This is a genomic window from Marinifilum sp. D714 (assembly GCF_030851345.1).
Lineage (GTDB): Bacteria > Bacteroidota > Bacteroidia > Bacteroidales > Marinifilaceae > Marinifilum.
Map to the genome: position 1 here is coordinate 43,057 of NZ_JALPNU010000002.1, position 15,448 is coordinate 58,504.

Genomic DNA, 15,448 nt, shown 5'->3' on the forward strand with positions numbered 1-15,448 from the left:
AGGAGGATTAGAAATGTCACGAATTGGAAAATTACCTATCAATTTGCCTGCCGGAGTAAGCGTAACGGTAAATAAAGATAATTCAGTAGTTGTTAAAGGACCTAAAGGTGAATTGACACAACAAATTGATACCGAAATCAAAGTTTCTGTTGAAGAAAATAAAGTTGTTCTTGAACGTCCTTCTGATCAGAAGAGACACAAAGCTATGCACGGTTTATACCGTTCATTAGTGAATAACGCGATTATCGGTGTTTCTGAAGGTTATAAAATTGAGCAAGAATTAGTGGGTGTTGGTTACCGTGCAACTTCAAAAGGTCAACTTTTGGAATTGGCTCTTGGTTACTCTCACTTAATCCACATGGAGATTGCTCCTGAGGTTAAAGTAACTGCTGTAACAGAAAAGCGTGCTAACCCAATTATCACTCTTGAGAGTTGCGATAAGCACTTAGTAGGTCAAGTAGCTGCTAAAATCAGATCATTCAGAAAACCTGAACCATATAAAGGTAAAGGTATTAAATTTGTTGGAGAACAGCTTAGAAGAAAAGCTGGTAAATCTGCAGGTAAATAATTTCTAAAACAGTAAATTATGGCTTTAACTAAGCAAGAAAGAAGACTAAGAATTAAAAGAAGAATTCGTAAGTCTGTTTCTGGAACTGCTGAAAGACCAAGAATGTCAGTTTTTCGTTCAAATAAGCAGATTTCAGTACAATTGATCGACGATCTTTCAGGTAAAACTTTAATGGCGACTAGCTCACTAATTAAAGAAATCGCTGAAAAATCAGTAAATAAAATTGAACAAGCTGAACTAGTAGGACAAGCAATTGCTGAAAAAGCAAGCGCTGCAGGTATCACTAGTGTTGTTTTCGATAGAAATGGTTACTTATACCATGGTAGAGTTAAATCATTAGCGGACGCTGCTCGTAAAGGTGGCCTTAAATTTTAATAATTATGGCAGATATCAAAAACGTTAAGACCAGCGACGCAGAATTGAAAGACAGACTGGTTGCTATTAATCGTGTTACTAAAGTAACAAAAGGTGGTAGAACTTTTAGTTTCTCTGCAATTGTTGTTGTAGGAAACGAGAATGGATTAGTAGGATGGGGACTTGGTAAAGCAAACGAGGTTACCACTGCTATTGCAAAAGGAGTAGAAGCTGCTAAGAAAAATTTGATTAAAGTACCTGTTTACAAAGGAACTATTCCTCACGAACAACTATCTAGATATGGTGGAGCACAGGTTTTCATTAAGCCTGCTTCTCACGGTACCGGGGTTAAAGCCGGTGGTGCGATGCGTGCCGTATTAGAGAGTGTTGGGGTAACCGACGTACTTGCTAAATCAAAAGGTTCATCAAACCCTCACAACCTTGTAAAAGCTACTTTCAATGCACTAGCTGAATTGAGAGATGCTCATACAGTTGCTGAGCACAGAGGTGTTTCATTAGATAAAGTGTTTAACGGATAATTTAGGGAAAATGGCTAAGATTAAAATTACTCAAATCAAGAGCAAAATCGGTAGTACCGATCGCCAGAAAAAAACCTTGGAAGCATTAGGTTTGAATAAAATCAATGCTACTGTTGAACATGAAGCTACACCTCAAATTAAAGGTATGGTGGCTAAAGTACAACACTTGGTTTCCGTAGAAGAATAATCATTGTAAATATTTAGTAATAAATAGATATGGACTTAAGTAACTTAAAACCCGCTGCAGGATCGATTAAATCTAACAAGAGAATCGGTCGCGGTCAAGGATCAGGTAGAGGCGGTACCTCAACAAGAGGACATAAAGGTGCGAAGTCAAGATCTGGATACTCTAAAAAAGTTGGTTTCGAAGGGGGTCAAATGCCTTTGCAACGAAGAGTTCCTAAGTTTGGATTTAAGAACATCAACAGAAAAGAATATAAAGCTATTAATGTTGAAGTTTTACAAGCCTTAGCAGAGAAGAATAACATTACAGTTATCGACGTAGAAGTTCTTGTAAATGCTGGTTTAGCATCAAAGAACGATAACGTTAAGATTTTAGGTAATGGTACAATTACTGCTAAGTTAGAAGTAAAAGCTCATGCATTCTCGAAATCTGCTCAAGCAGCGATTGAAGCAGTAGAAGGAACAGTTGTTAAATTGTAAGATTAAATATGAAAGGTTTAATAGAAACATTGAAGAACATCTGGAAGATTGAAGATTTAAGATCTCGTATCTTAACTACAATTGGTCTTCTTTTAGTGTACCGTTTAGGTGCTAAGGTGGTTTTGCCAGGTATTGACCCGGCACATTTGGACGCGTTAAAATCTCAAACAGCGGATGGGGTTTTAGGATTGTTGAACATGTTTTCGGGAGGTGCGTTTGCTAACGCCTCGATATTTGCTCTCGGTATCATGCCATACATTTCTGCCTCTATTGTAATTCAGTTAATGGGAATTGCGGTTCCTTATTTCCAAAGATTACAACGTGAAGGAGAAAGTGGACGTAGAAAAATCAATCAGATCACACGTTACCTAACCGTTATTATCCTTGTTCTTCAAGCACCAGGATATTTATTAAACTTACATACAACATTGCCTGAAGCTGCCTTTATTTTAAAAGGTACATTCTTTACGGTATCTTCTGTGGTAATTCTTGCGGCAGGATCAATGTTCATTATGTGGTTGGGTGAAAAAATTACTGATAAAGGAATCGGTAATGGTATCTCAATTATCATCATGATCGGTATTATTGCAAGATTACCATTCTCGTTCATTGCTGAATTGGGGTCAAGAATTGAAGGACACGGCGGTGGTTTAATCGTTTTGGTTCTTGAAATTGTTGTTCTATTCATCATTTTTGCACTAACAATTTTGTTGGTACAAGGAACAAGAAAGATACCTGTACAATATGCTAAAAGAATTGTAGGTAACAAACAATATGGTGGGGTACGTCAGTATATTCCTTTGAAAGTGAATGCTGCGGGTGTTATGCCAATCATTTTTGCTCAAGCAATTATGTTCTTGCCAATGGCGTTTGTTAACTATGCTAGTTCCGATGCATTAACAGGAGTAGCTGCAGCCTTATCTAACTTTACCGGATTTTGGTACAACGCACTGTTCTTTGTAATGATTGTTTTATTCACATATTTCTATACTGCAATTACAGTAAATCCAACGCAAATGGCTGAGGATATGAAGAAAAATGGTGGTTTTATCCCAGGTATTAAACCAGGAAAGAAAACTATCGACTTCCTTGATACTGTAATGTCACGTATAACTTTACCAGGATCTATCTTCTTAGGTTTAGTAGCAATCTTACCTGCTTTTGCAATGATTGCTGGAGTGAATAACGAGTTTGCACAATTTTATGGTGGTACTTCATTGTTGATTTTGGTTGGTGTAGTACTTGATACACTACAGCAAATTGAGTCTCACTTATTAATGCGTCATTACGACGGATTGATGAAGTCTGGTAGAATAAAAGGTAAAACTCCGGGAGGAGCTGCTGCTTATTAAAATATTTTTGCTTTCTTTGCAGTGATTTTTTATAAGACAGAGGAAGAAATAGACTTAATGTCTAAAAGTAATAATCTGGTGGCTAGGACCTTAGGTGAGATATCTAAGGCCATAGCTCCAGGTATTTCAACCTTAAGCTTAGATAAAATTGCAGAGGAGTACATAAGAGACAATGGTGCAAAGCCTGCGTTTCTTGGTTATGATGGATTCCCAAATACCCTGTGTATTTCAATTAATAATCAGGTAGTTCATGGAGTTCCATCTTCCTATGAGTTGAAAGAAGGCGATATTGTATCCTGTGATTGTGGTGTTTTGTTGAATGGCTTTTATGGCGATTCGGCATACACTTTTTCTGTTGGAACAGTGAAGCCGGAAATTCAACAATTGTTGAGGGTTACCAAAGAAGCTCTTTATAAAGGAATAGAAAAAGCTGTCGAAGGTAATCATCTAAGAGATATCGGTTTTGCCATTCAAAAGCATGCTGAGAAGAATGATTACTCGGTTGTTCGAGAAATGGTGGGGCACGGAATAGGAAAAAGTCTTCATGAAGATCCTCAGGTTCCGAATTATGGACGACAAGGTCGAGGATTAAAATTGAGAGACGGATTAGTACTTGCAATTGAACCCATGATTAATCTTGGTAAAAGAGATATTTATCAGGAAGATGATGGATGGACAATTGTGACGGCCGATGGACAAGCATCCGCACATTTCGAACATACAATAGTTGTTCGTAAGGGAAAGGCTCAAATTCTGTCCGGTTTTGAATTTATTGAAGAATAAACTAATAAAATATAAAGAGCTTATGGCTAAACAGCCTTCAATAGAACAAGACGGTACTATTACCGAAGCATTATCAAATGCTATGTTTCGTGTAGAACTTGAAAACGGTCATGTGATTACAGCGCACATATCCGGTAAAATGAGAATGCACTACATTAAGATCTTACCAGGTGATAAAGTAAAAGTAGAAATGTCACCTTATGATCTTACTAAAGGGCGCATTACTTTTAGATACAAAAATTAAACTCGATAAAAATGAAAGTAAGAGCATCTGTAAAGAAACGTTCTGAAGATTGTAAAATCGTAAGAAGAAAAGGACGTTTGTATGTGATTAATAAAAAGAATCCTAAGTTCAAGCAACGTCAGGGATAATTTGATTAATTTTATAATAAGATAAATATTTAATTTATGGCTAGAATTGTTGGAGTTGATCTGCCTCAAAACAAAAGAGGTGTAATTAGCTTGACTTATATCTTCGGTATCGGTCGTAGTGCTGCTCGTCAAATTTTGGACGAAGCTGGTGTAGCGCATGATACTAAGGTAAAAGACTGGACAGATGATGAATCTGCTAAGATTCGTCAGGCGATTAATGCAAGCTTTAAGGTTGAAGGGGAGTTGCGTTCTTTAACTCAACTGAATATTAAGCGTTTGATGGATATTGGTTGTTATCGTGGTGTTCGTCACCGTATTGGTTTACCATTGCGTGGACAAAAAACCAAAAACAACTCACGTACCAGAAAAGGTAAAAGAAAAACAGTTGCAAACAAAAAGAAAGCGACTAAATAATTGTTAAGTTATGGCAAAGAAGTCAACATCAGTAAAGAAAAAAGTTGTGAAGATTGAGGCTGTAGGACAGGCTCATATCCATTCATCGTTTAACAATATTATTATCTCTTTAACCAATAATAACGGACAAGTTATTTCATGGTCTTCAGCTGGTAAAATGGGCTTTAGAGGTTCTAAAAAGAACACTCCTTACGCTGCTCAGCAAGCTGCAACTGATTGTGGAAAAGTAGCTCACGATTTAGGGTTAAGAAAAGTAAAAGTATTTGTTAAAGGTCCAGGTAACGGACGTGAATCTGCAATTCGTGCAATCAATGCATGTGGAATCGATATTTCTGAAATTGTAGATGTTACTCCACTTCCACACAACGGATGTCGTCCTCCTAAGAGACGTAGAGTTTAATAAGTATAAGGTTTAATAAAAAATGCAAGCTGGGTGATTGGATTATTTTTTTTGAATCCTCTCAAAAAAATCGCGGCACTTTTGTAATTCAAAACCGAGTAAGCAAAGTTTCTATTATTAGAAAAATTTAAATTTTAAATAACATGGCTAGATATATAGGACCAAAGTCAAAAATTGCTAGAAAATTTGGTGAGCCAATTTTTGGACCTGATAAAGCATTTGAAAATAAAAATTACCCTCCAGGACAGCACGGTAACAGCCGTCGAAGAAAAAAGATGTCTGAGTACGGGGTTCAATTGAAAGAAAAGCAAAAAGCGAAATACACTTACGGTGTATTGGAGAAACAATTCTCGAACTTATTTAAAAAGGCCGCAAGAAGTAAGGGTATTACCGGTGAAGTTTTGTTACAACTTCTTGAATGTCGTTTAGATAATGTAGTTTACAGATTAGGTGTTGCTCCAACAAGATCAGCTGCACGTCAGTTGGTTAGCCATAAGCACGTAACAGTAAACGGACAGATCTGTAACATTCCTTCATACTCGGTAAAAACCGGAGATATTATTGGAATTCGTGAAAAATCGAAATCTTTAGAAGTTATTACCGATTCTTTATCAACTGCCAGATATAACCAAGCATCTTGGTTGGAATGGGATCAAACCTCTCTTAGCGGTAAGTTTCTTAACGTACCTGAAAGAACAGAAATTCCTGAAAATATCAAGGAACAGTTAATCGTTGAATTGTATTCTAAGTAATAAATAGTTAATAAGTAATTTATGGCAATTTTAGCTTTCCAAAAACCGGACAAAGTTATCATGCTCGACGCAGACGATAGATTCGGAAAATTCGAATTTCGTCCATTAGAGCCTGGATATGGTATTACAATAGGTAACGCATTAAGAAGAATTCTTCTTTCTTCTCTTGAGGGTTTCGCTATTACAACTATCAAGATTCAGGGAGTTGACCATGAGTTTTCAACTATTCCAGGAGTTATCGAAGATGTAACTGAGATGATCCTGAACTTGAAGCAGGTACGGTTTAAACAAAGAGTTGAGGAAGTGGACAATGAATTGGTAACAGTTACCATTTCAGATCAGGAAACTTTTACAGCAGGCGATATTAACAAGTTCCTTACCGGTTTCGAAGTGTTAAATCCGGAGCTTGTAATTTGCAGAATGGATAGCTCTGCTAAATTGCAGTTAGATTTAACTATTAATAAAGGTCGAGGTTATGTACCTTCTGTTGAGAACAAACCTGTTGATGCTGAATTTGGTGTGATTCCAATTGACTCAATTTACACTCCTATTAAGAATGTAAAATACGAAGTTGAAAACTATCGTGTAGAACAGAAAACTGACTACGAAAAGTTAATTTTCGAAATTACTACTGATGGTTCTATCCACCCTAAAGATGCGTTGAAAGAAGCTGCTAAAATTCTTATTTATCACTTCATGCTATTCTCTGATGAAAAGATCACTCTTGATTCTGATGAGAAATTTGCAAACGAAGAGTTTGATGAAGAAGTATTACACATGCGTCAGTTATTGAAGACCAAATTGGTTGACATGGATCTTTCAGTTCGTGCATTGAACTGTTTGAAAGCTGCCGATGTTGATACTTTAGGAGATTTAGTACAGTACAACAGAAACGATCTTCTTAAATTTAGAAACTTTGGTAAGAAATCTCTAACCGAATTAGATGATCTATTAGTATCATTGAATCTTACTTTCGGTATGGATATTTCTAAGTACAAATTAGATAAGGAATAAGGTAAAATGAGACATAGAAAGAAATTTAATCACTTAGGAAGAAAGACAGCTCATAGAAAAGCTATGCTTGCAAATATGGCTTCTTCCTTGATTTTGCATAAAAGAATCTCAACTACTACTGCTAAAGCTAAAGCTTTAAAAATGTATGTTGAGCCATTGATCACCAAAAGTAAAAATGATACTACTCACTCAAGACGTGTTGTATTTAGCTACTTAAAGCAAAAAGAAGCTGTTACTGAATTGTTCAGAGAAGTATCTCCAAAAATTACTAACAGAAACGGTGGATATACTAGAATTTTAAAAACTGGTAACCGTTTAGGTGATAATGCTGAGATGTGTATTGTAGAATTAGTTGATTTCAACGAAACTTACACAACTGAGAAGAAAGCAGAAGCTAAAAAGTCTACTAGAAGAAGACGTGGTGGAAAATCTACTGCTAAAGCGGAAGAAACTGCTGTTGAAGCTAAGGCTGAAGAGGCTACTGAACCAAAAGAAGAAAAGGGAGAAGAATAGTCTTCCTTTAAATAATACTAAAGGGATAAAGTTTGGCTTTATCCCTTTTTTAATGCCCTAAAAATTTTTGTAACGTTTGCGTAAATTCTTGATGTGTTTTATATGCAAAAAGCATTATAATTTGCTTGAAAATGTCGAAATTTAGGGTTGAAAATTAAGAAGTTAAAATTATTTGCTATTATAATTATTTAATACGTAAGTTATGTCTGAAATTGTAAAGATTCACGGTCGTGAGATTCTAGACTCACGTGGAAACCCAACTATCGAAGTTGAAGTAACATTAGCAAGCGGTGTAATGGGACGCGCAGCTGTTCCATCAGGAGCTTCTACTGGTGAAAATGAAGCATTAGAGCTTCGAGATGGCGATAAAGCTCGTTACTTAGGTAAAGGTGTGCTTAAAGCTGTTGAAAACGTAAATACTGTTATTGCTGAAGCTTTAGTTGGTATGGACGCTACTGATCAGGTTGCTGTTGATACTAAAATGTTAGAGCTTGATGGTACTAAGACTAAGTCGAACTTAGGTGCTAACGCTATGTTAGGTGTTTCTTTGGCAACTGCAAAAGCTGCTGCTGACTACTCAGGTATGCCATTGTACCGTTACATTGGTGGTACTAACGCTAATGTTCTTCCTGTACCAATGATGAACATCATCAACGGTGGTTCTCACTCTGATGCTACTATCGCATTCCAGGAGTTCATGATCCGTCCAGTTGGTGCTCCTTCATTCCGCGAAGCTTTAAGAATGGGTGCTGAAGTATTCCATGCTCTTGCAAAAGTTTTGAAAGGTAAAGGTCTTTCTACTGCAGTAGGTGATGAAGGTGGTTTCGCTCCAATGTTAGGTGGAACTGAAGAGGCTATCGAATGTATCTTAACTGCTATTGAAAACGCAGGTTACAAGCCAGGTCGTAAAGAAGAAGGTGGTGATGTTTCTATCGCTATGGACTGTGCTTCTTCTGAGTTCTACAAAGATGGTGTATATGATTACAGCATTTTTGAGCCAAACGGAGTGAAGAGAAACTCTGAAGAGCAAGCTGCTTACTTAGCTGAATTGATCGAGAAATACCCAATTGATTCTATCGAGGACGGTATGGACGAAGGTGACTGGAACGGATGGGTTGCTTTAAACGCTAAGATCGGTGATAAGTGTCAGTTAGTAGGTGACGATTTATTCGTAACTAACGTTGAGTACTTGTCGAAAGGTATCGAGTTGAAAGCTGCTAACTCAATCTTGATTAAAGTAAACCAAATTGGTACTTTAACTGAGACTTTGAACGCAATTGAAATGGCTCACCGTGCAGGTTATACTTCAGTAACTTCTCACCGTTCAGGTGAAACTGAAGATGCTACTATCGCTGATATCGCAGTAGCAACTAACTCTGGTCAGATCAAAACTGGTTCATTGAGCCGTTCAGATCGTATGGCTAAGTACAACCAATTACTTCGTATCGAAGAAGAATTGGGAGCTAACGCTAAATTCGGATGCTAATCCAATTAAGTATATAAAAAAAGGGATCCGATTGGATCCCTTTTTTTATTCAAATATTTAGAGTTTAAACATACTCTTGAATTAGCTTATAAATGGTTTTGCACTGGAACGGTTTCGATAAATATACATCCATTCCTATTTCTATCGAGATATCTTTATCAGCAGAATAATAATTGGCAGTAAATGCAATTATAGGAGTTGGTCTTTCAACTTCTCGGTCTTCCTCAATTTTTCGAATTCTTAAAGAAGCTTCAATACCGCCCATAATTGGCATCTGTAAATCCATTAGAATAATGTCGTATTCTTTTTTCTGAAACATTTCTACAGCCTGTTTCCCGTTTTCAGCAATATCAACTCTACCTACCTTGTTTTTCAAATATACCTCAAGAGTTTTTCTATTGCTTGGCTGATCTTCAACCAGCAAAACTTTTACATCTTTAATGTCTTTATCTGTTTTGTTAGGATGAGTTTTAACGATTTGAATAGATTCGATACTCTCTTCCCAATATATCTTCCTTTTAGTCTCAATGCCTATTTCTTCAAGCAATGCAGCTAGTCTTTCATTTACCATTTTTTGCATATCATATATCCCAATGATTAATATTTAAAAATAGGAAAATTAATGTACAATTAAAAAATAGTTCTCTTAAATTAATCAACATAAAACACTTTTGTTTTCTGCATTAATTCTTAATGTATTGCATGCTAATCAATTTAAATCATGATGAACTACAAGCAATTTTTCTATTTTTGCATTTATTGAATTAGATAAATTAAAAAACATACGATAATGTCAGACGATAAGAAGATTATATTTTCGATGATGGGGGTAAGTAAAATCTTCCCTCCTCAGAAAAAAGTATTGAATAACATCAACCTATCATTCTTTTATGGTGCAAAAATTGGAATCATTGGTTTGAATGGTTCTGGTAAATCTACACTGCTAAAAATTATTGCCGGATTAGAAAAATCATTCGATGGACATGTGGTTTGGCCAAAGGAACACACCATTGGATATTTGGAGCAGGAACCTCAGTTAGATGACAACAAAACTGTAAAGGAAATTGTTCAGGAAGGTGTGCAGGAAATTGTACAGGTATTAGCTGATTACGAAGCTGTAAACTTAAAGTTCGCAGACCCTGAAGTGTTAGAGGATCCTGATAAGATGCAAGCTGTTATGGACGAGCAAGCTACTCTTCAGGAAAAGATTGACAGATTTGATGCCTGGAATCTGGATACAAAATTGGAAAGAGCAATGGATGCACTTCGTTGTCCTGATGGCGAAGCGCTTGTGAAGCACCTATCGGGAGGTGAACGCAGACGTGTAGCATTGTGTCGTTTATTACTTCAGGAACCGGATATCTTATTGTTGGATGAGCCTACCAACCACTTGGATGCTGAATCGGTACAGTGGTTAGAGCAACACTTGCATCAGTATAGCGGTACTGTAATTTGTATTACTCACGACCGTTACTTTTTGGATAATGTTGCTGGATGGATTCTTGAGTTGGATAGAGGAGAAGGAATTCCTTGGAAAGGAAACTATACTTCTTGGTTGGATCAGAAATCGAAGCGATTGGCCCAGGAAGAAAAAGTAGCAAGTAAAAGAAGAAAAACTCTTGAGAGAGAGCTGGAATGGGTTAATATGGCTCCTAAAGCTCGCCAGGCGAAAAATAAGGCTCGTTTGAAAGCTTACGATACTTTGATGAACCAGGATGTGAAACAAAAGGAAGAGAAACTGGAGATTTTTATTCCGAATGGTCCGCGTTTGGGTAATAAAGTGATTCACGCCAAAGAAGTTTCGAAGGGATTTGAAAACAAATTGTTATTCGAAAATCTGGAATTCGAATTACCTCCAGCAGGAATTGTTGGAGTGATTGGTCCTAACGGTGCGGGTAAAACTACATTGTTTCGCATGATTATGGGATTGGAGCAACCAAACAAAGGAACTTTCGAAGTTGGTGAAACTGTAAAAGTTGGATACGTAGATCAGCAACATGCTGATATCGATCCGGAGAAAACCGTTTACGAAGTAATATCGGGTGGAGGAGACTTGATTTCTGTTGGTGGAAGACAGTTGAATGCACGAGCTTACGTTAGTCGATTCAATTTCTCTGGTGCCGATCAGGAAAAGAAATGTGGTGTGCTTTCAGGTGGGGAAAGAAATCGCTTGCATTTGGCATTAACATTAAAGGAAGAGGCCAATGTGCTATTGCTTGATGAGCCTACCAATGATATCGATGTGAATACACTTCGTGCATTGGAGGAAGGTTTAGAGAGTTTTGCTGGTTGTGCGGTTGTTATTTCTCACGACCGTTGGTTTTTGGATCGTGTAGCAACTCACATTTTGGCATTTGAAGGTAATTCGGAGGTGCACTATTTCGAAGGAAGCTATTCCGATTATGAAATCAATCGCAAAAAACGCTTGGGAGATGAAGGTCCTAAGCGTATCAGATATAAAAAATTAATTGCTGATTAAGCCAAAAGAGGGAAGGTTTTAAAAAGAATCTTCCCTTATTTTTTGTAACTTAAGCTAATATTATTCTTAATTAAAAAATATCATGAGCGAATTTGCAACACCTAGCGATGAAAGAAATTGGGCAATGTTTTGTCATTTAGCAGCATTTGCTGGTTTTATACCTTTGGGAAATATTATTGGTCCAGTTATTTTATGGTCGATGAAAAAGGATTATTCCGAACTAGTTAATAGAGAAGGAAAAAAATCCATTAATTTTCAAATATCCATGAGTATCTACCTTTTTATTTCGGCTTTTTTATTAATTATTGGAATTGGTTTTATATTATTAATGGCGCTAGGACTTCTTAATATTATCTTTGTGGTAATGGCTATTGTAAAAACACTAAATGGTGAAGATTATAAATATCCATTAAGCATAGAATTTATAAAATAAAAAAATGAAATCTTTCTCATTATACAAGACAATCTACTTTTTAGGGGTTGTCTTAATTTTTGTTGGTGGTTACCGATTATTTAAGAACCTTTCCTACGGCGATTGGATGTTTTCAGCAGGTATTCTTTGCTATTCTGGCGTACAGGTATTTCTCTTGTTCTTTAAAGAATTATCAGAATGGAAACTTTTTGAATACCTCAAGCTTACGGTAAATGTATTGTTTCTGATATCAATCATACTATTGCTGATTTTGAATTTACAGGAATGGTACTATCCATTTATATTGGGTTTGTTGATTGATTTTTTCTCCAATATCCTAAAAAGAATAAATAGACGTCCGGCCTAATTAGGATTTAATCCAATCCTGATTCTATTTAAGTATGTTAATCATGTTCAAAGCTTGTTACATCTATTGATAAAGGCTTCTTGTTATGGTAGAAGAATGAGAAACATTCATAGGTAGCTAGCCCATTTATGCGCAAAGATGAGATCCACTCCTAGGTAGATTTGATTCTGATGTAGGTTTATTTGAACCGAACGTACGTTTACTTGACCCAAACGTAGGAAAAGATGAGCTTGACGTGCGTGGGAATCACATTTACCCATTTTTTTGTCTATTTTTGATGGGCTGACATTACATTTTCCCATGAAAATGACAGCTATTTCTATGAAAACATCTCAAAAATTAGGGTAGATATTACATTTACCTGCGTCCAGGTGAGTTTTTCCTGTGTTTGGATCATACTTTTCCATGTTCACTTCAACTTTTTCCATGTTTATGTCATCTAAACCCTAGGTAAGATCACATGTTGTGCTTACTTATTAGAAAGACAATTGCTGGAGAAGAAATTATTCAATAGTATCGAGCAGAGTCTGTTCGATCAATTGTGAATCAGTATTTAATTTTAATACTAATTTAATTTGGATAGTGCTCTAACCATGCTACTATCGAAATAATGTATATTTTTGTAGATCTGATAAAAAACCAAAATAAAGAATAAGAAATGGCTCAAAAACCGTCTATTCCTAAAGGAACGAGAGATTTTTCACCTGTTGAAATGGTGAAGAGAAATTACATTTTCGATACCATTAAAGAGGTTTTTCAATTGTATGGATTTATGCCGATTGAAACTCCATCAATGGAAAATCTTTCAACTCTAATGGGAAAATATGGAGAAGAAGGGGATAAATTACTTTTTAAAGTATTGAATTCGGGTGATTTTATCTCGAAAGTGCGTGATGAACAATTGCAAGAGCGTAATTCGGTTAAGCTAACTACTAAGATTAGTGAAAAAGGTCTGCGTTACGATCTAACCGTACCATTTGCGCGTTACGTTGTGCAGCATCGCAACGATATCAGTTTCCCTTTTAAGAGATACCAAATTCAGCCGGTATGGAGAGCCGATCGTCCACAAAAAGGACGTTACCGTGAATTTTATCAGTGCGATGTTGATGTAATTGGTAGTAATTCACTTTTGAACGAGGTGGAGTTGATCCAAATTGTTGATGAAGTTTATCGCAGATTGCAGCTAAATGTGGTTGTGAAATTAAACAACCGTAAGATTTTAGCAGGTATTGCTGAGATTATTGGTGAGGCTGAAAAAATTATCGATATCACTGTTGCTATCGATAAGCTTGACAAAATTGGTTTGGAGAATGTAAATAAGGAATTGGCAGAAAAAGGAGTATCTGCGAAAGCAATAGAAACTTTGCAACCAATTATTTTGTTATCGGGAACCAATGCCGAAAAAGCAACAAAATTAAAAGAACTTTTAGCTGATTCGGAAGTTGGAATGAAAGGTATTGAGGAATTGGAAACAGTATTCAACTACCTTGATAGCTTAAATGTAGAAACCGAAGTTGAGTTGGATTTAACGCTTGCCAGAGGATTGAACTATTACACCGGAGCTATTTTCGAAGTAAAATCGAAAGACATGGAGTTCGGTAGTATTACTGGTGGTGGTCGTTACGACGATTTAACTGGTATTTTCGGATTAAAAGATGTTTCGGGTGTGGGTATTTCATTTGGTGCCGATCGTATTTACGATGTATTGGAGCAAATGAATAAATTCCCTGAAGAAACTGCAGCAACTACCAAAGTTTTATTCATCAATTTTGGTGAAAAAGAGGAGCTATTCTGCCTACCGATTTTATCAAAATTGAGAGCGAATGGAATTAATGCTGAGATTTATCCGGCATCGCAGAAAATGAAGAAGCAAATGACTTATGCCAACAATAAAAATATCCCTTATGTGATTATGGTAGGAGAGACCGAAATGGAAGAAGGAGTTGTGAGCTTGAAGAATATGGAAACTGGCGATCAGGAAAAATTAACTCCAGAACAATTGATTGAAAAGTTGGCCTAATCTTATAAGGCTAAAAATATATAAGGGCTGTCAGTTGACAGCCCTTTTTTATATTTCTTAATTTCTTTCGCGCCGTCCCATATGACGGCCTTTTTCTTTTATCTTTCGAAGTAACATACTCTGGAATTTTTTCTCGGTATGATAAAGTTCCAAGACCTTTTTTATTGGAAGTATCTTTTTAAACTTCTCATGATATTCCTTAATCAATTGCGCATCTTTAATTCGATATTCGATCATATCATCACTAATTTTAACCAGTTCTTTCTCCTGAAGATTATCCAAACCATTTCTGATTTTGTGAAACAATATTCTTCCTTCCTGTCTAAGTTGTTCTTTTTTACTTTCCAATTCATTGTAAACAGGCCAGAACAATTGTGCTTCCTCAGGAGTTAATTCCAGTCTTTGCGTAATGAATGATACTTTTTGCGCTTGAATTTCCTTGTGCATTCTTCCATGGCCTTCACCTTTTCCTTTACCATGTTGCGCATTAGCTGACAAACAAAATGTCAGTAATATAGATATTGATAGGATTAATCGGTTCATATTTCAATAATTATAAGTTCGCCAATAATTCATCGGTTGCGATATCGTAATCCGAAAGATACTCAATAATTTCATCCGAAGTAGTTTCAGACATGCTGTCAAAGAAGAAATCAGATTCAACATTCTCTGTATTCACTGCACTGCTGTCCTCTATCTGTGAAATTGGTTGATTTTGAAAATCAGTAGGAACTGCAGTGGTCAAAATCAATTTGGCTATAAGCACAAATGCAAGTACACTAGCAGCCATCCACATATATGGTTTCAGAATTTGAATCAAATTCTTTTCCTTTGGATTCTCTTCCTGTTCTATTCTTTCATTAATTCGATCACTTAGGTTCTCGAAATAATTTTCAGGAACTTTAAATGGTTGATCTTTTTTCATATCCGACAGATTATTCATGATTCGTATATTTTTTA

Annotated in this window: 22 protein-coding genes; 19 read left to right on the top strand and 3 right to left on the bottom strand. The window is 36.2% G+C overall.

Annotated elements, in window-relative coordinates:
• Positions 1-13 precede the first annotated feature (13 nt).
• The 15 genes from rplF to eno all read left to right on the top strand — a co-directional run bounded on the left by rplF (position 14) and on the right by eno (position 9,210).
• Positions 14-568 carry a 50S ribosomal protein L6 gene (gene rplF / locus M0051_RS02015; RefSeq protein WP_306739868.1) on the top strand — a complete coding sequence of 185 codons (555 nt, stop codon included), beginning with the start codon at positions 14-16 and terminating at the stop codon, positions 566-568.
• Between the two features lie 18 nt (positions 569-586).
• Positions 587-943 (top strand): 50S ribosomal protein L18, encoded by a 357-nt coding sequence (gene rplR, locus M0051_RS02020; protein ID WP_171595782.1) that lies wholly within the window; start codon positions 587-589, stop codon positions 941-943.
• Positions 944-948: 5 nt separating this feature from the next.
• The gene (rpsE, locus tag M0051_RS02025) at positions 949-1,461 is read left to right on the top strand and encodes a 30S ribosomal protein S5 (protein WP_054714068.1); all 513 of its coding nucleotides are present in this window, start codon (positions 949-951) and stop codon (positions 1,459-1,461) included.
• Between the two features lie 10 nt (positions 1,462-1,471).
• Positions 1,472-1,648: a 50S ribosomal protein L30 gene (gene rpmD, locus M0051_RS02030; protein WP_054714072.1), complete on the top strand. Its 177-nt coding sequence runs from the start codon at positions 1,472-1,474 to the stop codon at positions 1,646-1,648.
• Positions 1,649-1,677: 29 nt separating this feature from the next.
• Positions 1,678-2,124: a 50S ribosomal protein L15 gene (rplO, locus tag M0051_RS02035; RefSeq protein WP_120238568.1), complete on the top strand. Its 447-nt coding sequence runs from the start codon at positions 1,678-1,680 to the stop codon at positions 2,122-2,124.
• Between the two features lie 8 nt (positions 2,125-2,132).
• Positions 2,133-3,476, top strand: a complete 1,344-nt coding sequence (gene secY / locus M0051_RS02040; protein ID WP_110361013.1) for a preprotein translocase subunit SecY — start codon at positions 2,133-2,135, stop codon at positions 3,474-3,476.
• A 21-nt stretch (positions 3,477-3,497) separates the two neighbouring features.
• A complete protein-coding gene (gene map / locus M0051_RS02045) occupies positions 3,498-4,259 on the top strand; it encodes a type I methionyl aminopeptidase (RefSeq protein WP_306739869.1) in 762 nt (253 codons plus the stop codon).
• Between the two features lie 22 nt (positions 4,260-4,281).
• A complete protein-coding gene (gene infA, locus M0051_RS02050; protein WP_054714084.1) occupies positions 4,282-4,503 on the top strand; it encodes a translation initiation factor IF-1 in 222 nt (73 codons plus the stop codon).
• Between the two features lie 11 nt (positions 4,504-4,514).
• On the top strand, positions 4,515-4,631 hold the full coding sequence (gene ykgO, locus M0051_RS02055) for a type B 50S ribosomal protein L36 (protein WP_054714088.1): 117 nt from the start codon (positions 4,515-4,517) through the stop codon (positions 4,629-4,631).
• A 36-nt stretch (positions 4,632-4,667) separates the two neighbouring features.
• Complete coding sequence (gene rpsM / locus M0051_RS02060) at positions 4,668-5,045, top strand: 30S ribosomal protein S13 (protein WP_306739870.1); 378 nt, start codon at positions 4,668-4,670, stop codon at positions 5,043-5,045.
• A gap of 10 nt (positions 5,046-5,055) precedes the next feature.
• Entirely contained in the window at positions 5,056-5,445 is a 390-nt protein-coding gene (rpsK, locus tag M0051_RS02065) for a 30S ribosomal protein S11 (RefSeq protein ID WP_110361010.1), read from the top strand.
• A 143-nt stretch (positions 5,446-5,588) separates the two neighbouring features.
• Complete coding sequence (gene rpsD, locus M0051_RS02070) at positions 5,589-6,197, top strand: 30S ribosomal protein S4 (RefSeq protein ID WP_110361009.1); 609 nt, start codon at positions 5,589-5,591, stop codon at positions 6,195-6,197.
• Positions 6,198-6,218: 21 nt separating this feature from the next.
• Positions 6,219-7,211: a DNA-directed RNA polymerase subunit alpha gene (locus M0051_RS02075; RefSeq protein WP_306739871.1), complete on the top strand. Its 993-nt coding sequence runs from the start codon at positions 6,219-6,221 to the stop codon at positions 7,209-7,211.
• A 6-nt stretch (positions 7,212-7,217) separates the two neighbouring features.
• The gene (gene rplQ / locus M0051_RS02080; protein ID WP_306739872.1) at positions 7,218-7,724 is read left to right on the top strand and encodes a 50S ribosomal protein L17; all 507 of its coding nucleotides are present in this window, start codon (positions 7,218-7,220) and stop codon (positions 7,722-7,724) included.
• A gap of 202 nt (positions 7,725-7,926) precedes the next feature.
• Positions 7,927-9,210, top strand: a complete 1,284-nt coding sequence (eno, locus tag M0051_RS02085) for a phosphopyruvate hydratase (protein ID WP_306739873.1) — start codon at positions 7,927-7,929, stop codon at positions 9,208-9,210.
• A 64-nt stretch (positions 9,211-9,274) separates the two neighbouring features.
• On the opposite strand, the gene M0051_RS02090 is transcribed toward eno, so the two are convergent.
• Complete coding sequence (locus M0051_RS02090; protein WP_306739874.1) at positions 9,275-9,781, bottom strand: response regulator; 507 nt, start codon at positions 9,779-9,781, stop codon at positions 9,275-9,277.
• Positions 9,782-10,000: 219 nt separating this feature from the next.
• Between M0051_RS02090 and ettA the strand changes: the two genes are divergently transcribed.
• The 4 genes from ettA (at position 10,001) to hisS (ending at position 14,488) form a co-directional block, all read left to right on the top strand.
• On the top strand, positions 10,001-11,689 hold the full coding sequence (gene ettA / locus M0051_RS02095) for an energy-dependent translational throttle protein EttA (protein ID WP_306739875.1): 1,689 nt from the start codon (positions 10,001-10,003) through the stop codon (positions 11,687-11,689).
• 82 nt (positions 11,690-11,771) lie between these two features.
• The gene (locus M0051_RS02100; RefSeq protein ID WP_306739876.1) at positions 11,772-12,122 is read left to right on the top strand and encodes a DUF4870 domain-containing protein; all 351 of its coding nucleotides are present in this window, start codon (positions 11,772-11,774) and stop codon (positions 12,120-12,122) included.
• A 4-nt stretch (positions 12,123-12,126) separates the two neighbouring features.
• Positions 12,127-12,468 carry a hypothetical protein gene (locus M0051_RS02105; protein ID WP_306739877.1) on the top strand — a complete coding sequence of 114 codons (342 nt, stop codon included), beginning with the start codon at positions 12,127-12,129 and terminating at the stop codon, positions 12,466-12,468.
• A 658-nt stretch (positions 12,469-13,126) separates the two neighbouring features.
• On the top strand, positions 13,127-14,488 hold the full coding sequence (hisS, locus tag M0051_RS02110; RefSeq protein WP_306739878.1) for a histidine--tRNA ligase: 1,362 nt from the start codon (positions 13,127-13,129) through the stop codon (positions 14,486-14,488).
• 57 nt (positions 14,489-14,545) lie between these two features.
• On the opposite strand, the gene M0051_RS02115 is transcribed toward hisS, so the two are convergent.
• Both M0051_RS02115 and M0051_RS02120 read right to left on the bottom strand, forming a co-directional pair.
• Complete coding sequence (locus M0051_RS02115; protein ID WP_306739879.1) at positions 14,546-15,031, bottom strand: hypothetical protein; 486 nt, start codon at positions 15,029-15,031, stop codon at positions 14,546-14,548.
• 10 nt (positions 15,032-15,041) lie between these two features.
• Positions 15,042-15,431 carry a hypothetical protein gene (locus M0051_RS02120; RefSeq protein ID WP_306739880.1) on the bottom strand — a complete coding sequence of 130 codons (390 nt, stop codon included), beginning with the start codon at positions 15,429-15,431 and terminating at the stop codon, positions 15,042-15,044.
• Positions 15,432-15,448: the final 17 nt, after the last annotated feature.

Coding starts and splice junctions, on each gene's coding strand:
- rplR (WP_171595782.1), top strand. CDS start 587: ATGGCTTTAACTAAGCAAGAAAGAAGACTAAGAATTAAAAGAAGAATT.
- rplQ (WP_306739872.1), top strand. CDS start 7,218: ATGAGACATAGAAAGAAATTTAATCACTTAGGAAGAAAGACAGCTCAT.
- ettA (WP_306739875.1), top strand. CDS start 10,001: ATGTCAGACGATAAGAAGATTATATTTTCGATGATGGGGGTAAGTAAA.
- infA (WP_054714084.1), top strand. CDS start 4,282: ATGGCTAAACAGCCTTCAATAGAACAAGACGGTACTATTACCGAAGCA.
- ykgO (WP_054714088.1), top strand. CDS start 4,515: ATGAAAGTAAGAGCATCTGTAAAGAAACGTTCTGAAGATTGTAAAATC.
- rpsE (WP_054714068.1), top strand. CDS start 949: ATGGCAGATATCAAAAACGTTAAGACCAGCGACGCAGAATTGAAAGAC.
- secY (WP_110361013.1), top strand. CDS start 2,133: ATGAAAGGTTTAATAGAAACATTGAAGAACATCTGGAAGATTGAAGAT.
- M0051_RS02075 (WP_306739871.1), top strand. CDS start 6,219: ATGGCAATTTTAGCTTTCCAAAAACCGGACAAAGTTATCATGCTCGAC.
- rpsM (WP_306739870.1), top strand. CDS start 4,668: ATGGCTAGAATTGTTGGAGTTGATCTGCCTCAAAACAAAAGAGGTGTA.
- M0051_RS02090 (WP_306739874.1), bottom strand. CDS start 9,781: ATGGTAAATGAAAGACTAGCTGCATTGCTTGAAGAAATAGGCATTGAG.
- M0051_RS02105 (WP_306739877.1), top strand. CDS start 12,127: ATGAAATCTTTCTCATTATACAAGACAATCTACTTTTTAGGGGTTGTC.
- M0051_RS02120 (WP_306739880.1), bottom strand. CDS start 15,431: ATGAATAATCTGTCGGATATGAAAAAAGATCAACCATTTAAAGTTCCT.
- hisS (WP_306739878.1), top strand. CDS start 13,127: ATGGCTCAAAAACCGTCTATTCCTAAAGGAACGAGAGATTTTTCACCT.
- M0051_RS02100 (WP_306739876.1), top strand. CDS start 11,772: ATGAGCGAATTTGCAACACCTAGCGATGAAAGAAATTGGGCAATGTTT.
- rplO (WP_120238568.1), top strand. CDS start 1,678: ATGGACTTAAGTAACTTAAAACCCGCTGCAGGATCGATTAAATCTAAC.
- rplF (WP_306739868.1), top strand. CDS start 14: ATGTCACGAATTGGAAAATTACCTATCAATTTGCCTGCCGGAGTAAGC.
- rpsD (WP_110361009.1), top strand. CDS start 5,589: ATGGCTAGATATATAGGACCAAAGTCAAAAATTGCTAGAAAATTTGGT.
- M0051_RS02115 (WP_306739879.1), bottom strand. CDS start 15,031: ATGAACCGATTAATCCTATCAATATCTATATTACTGACATTTTGTTTG.
- rpmD (WP_054714072.1), top strand. CDS start 1,472: ATGGCTAAGATTAAAATTACTCAAATCAAGAGCAAAATCGGTAGTACC.
- rpsK (WP_110361010.1), top strand. CDS start 5,056: ATGGCAAAGAAGTCAACATCAGTAAAGAAAAAAGTTGTGAAGATTGAG.
- eno (WP_306739873.1), top strand. CDS start 7,927: ATGTCTGAAATTGTAAAGATTCACGGTCGTGAGATTCTAGACTCACGT.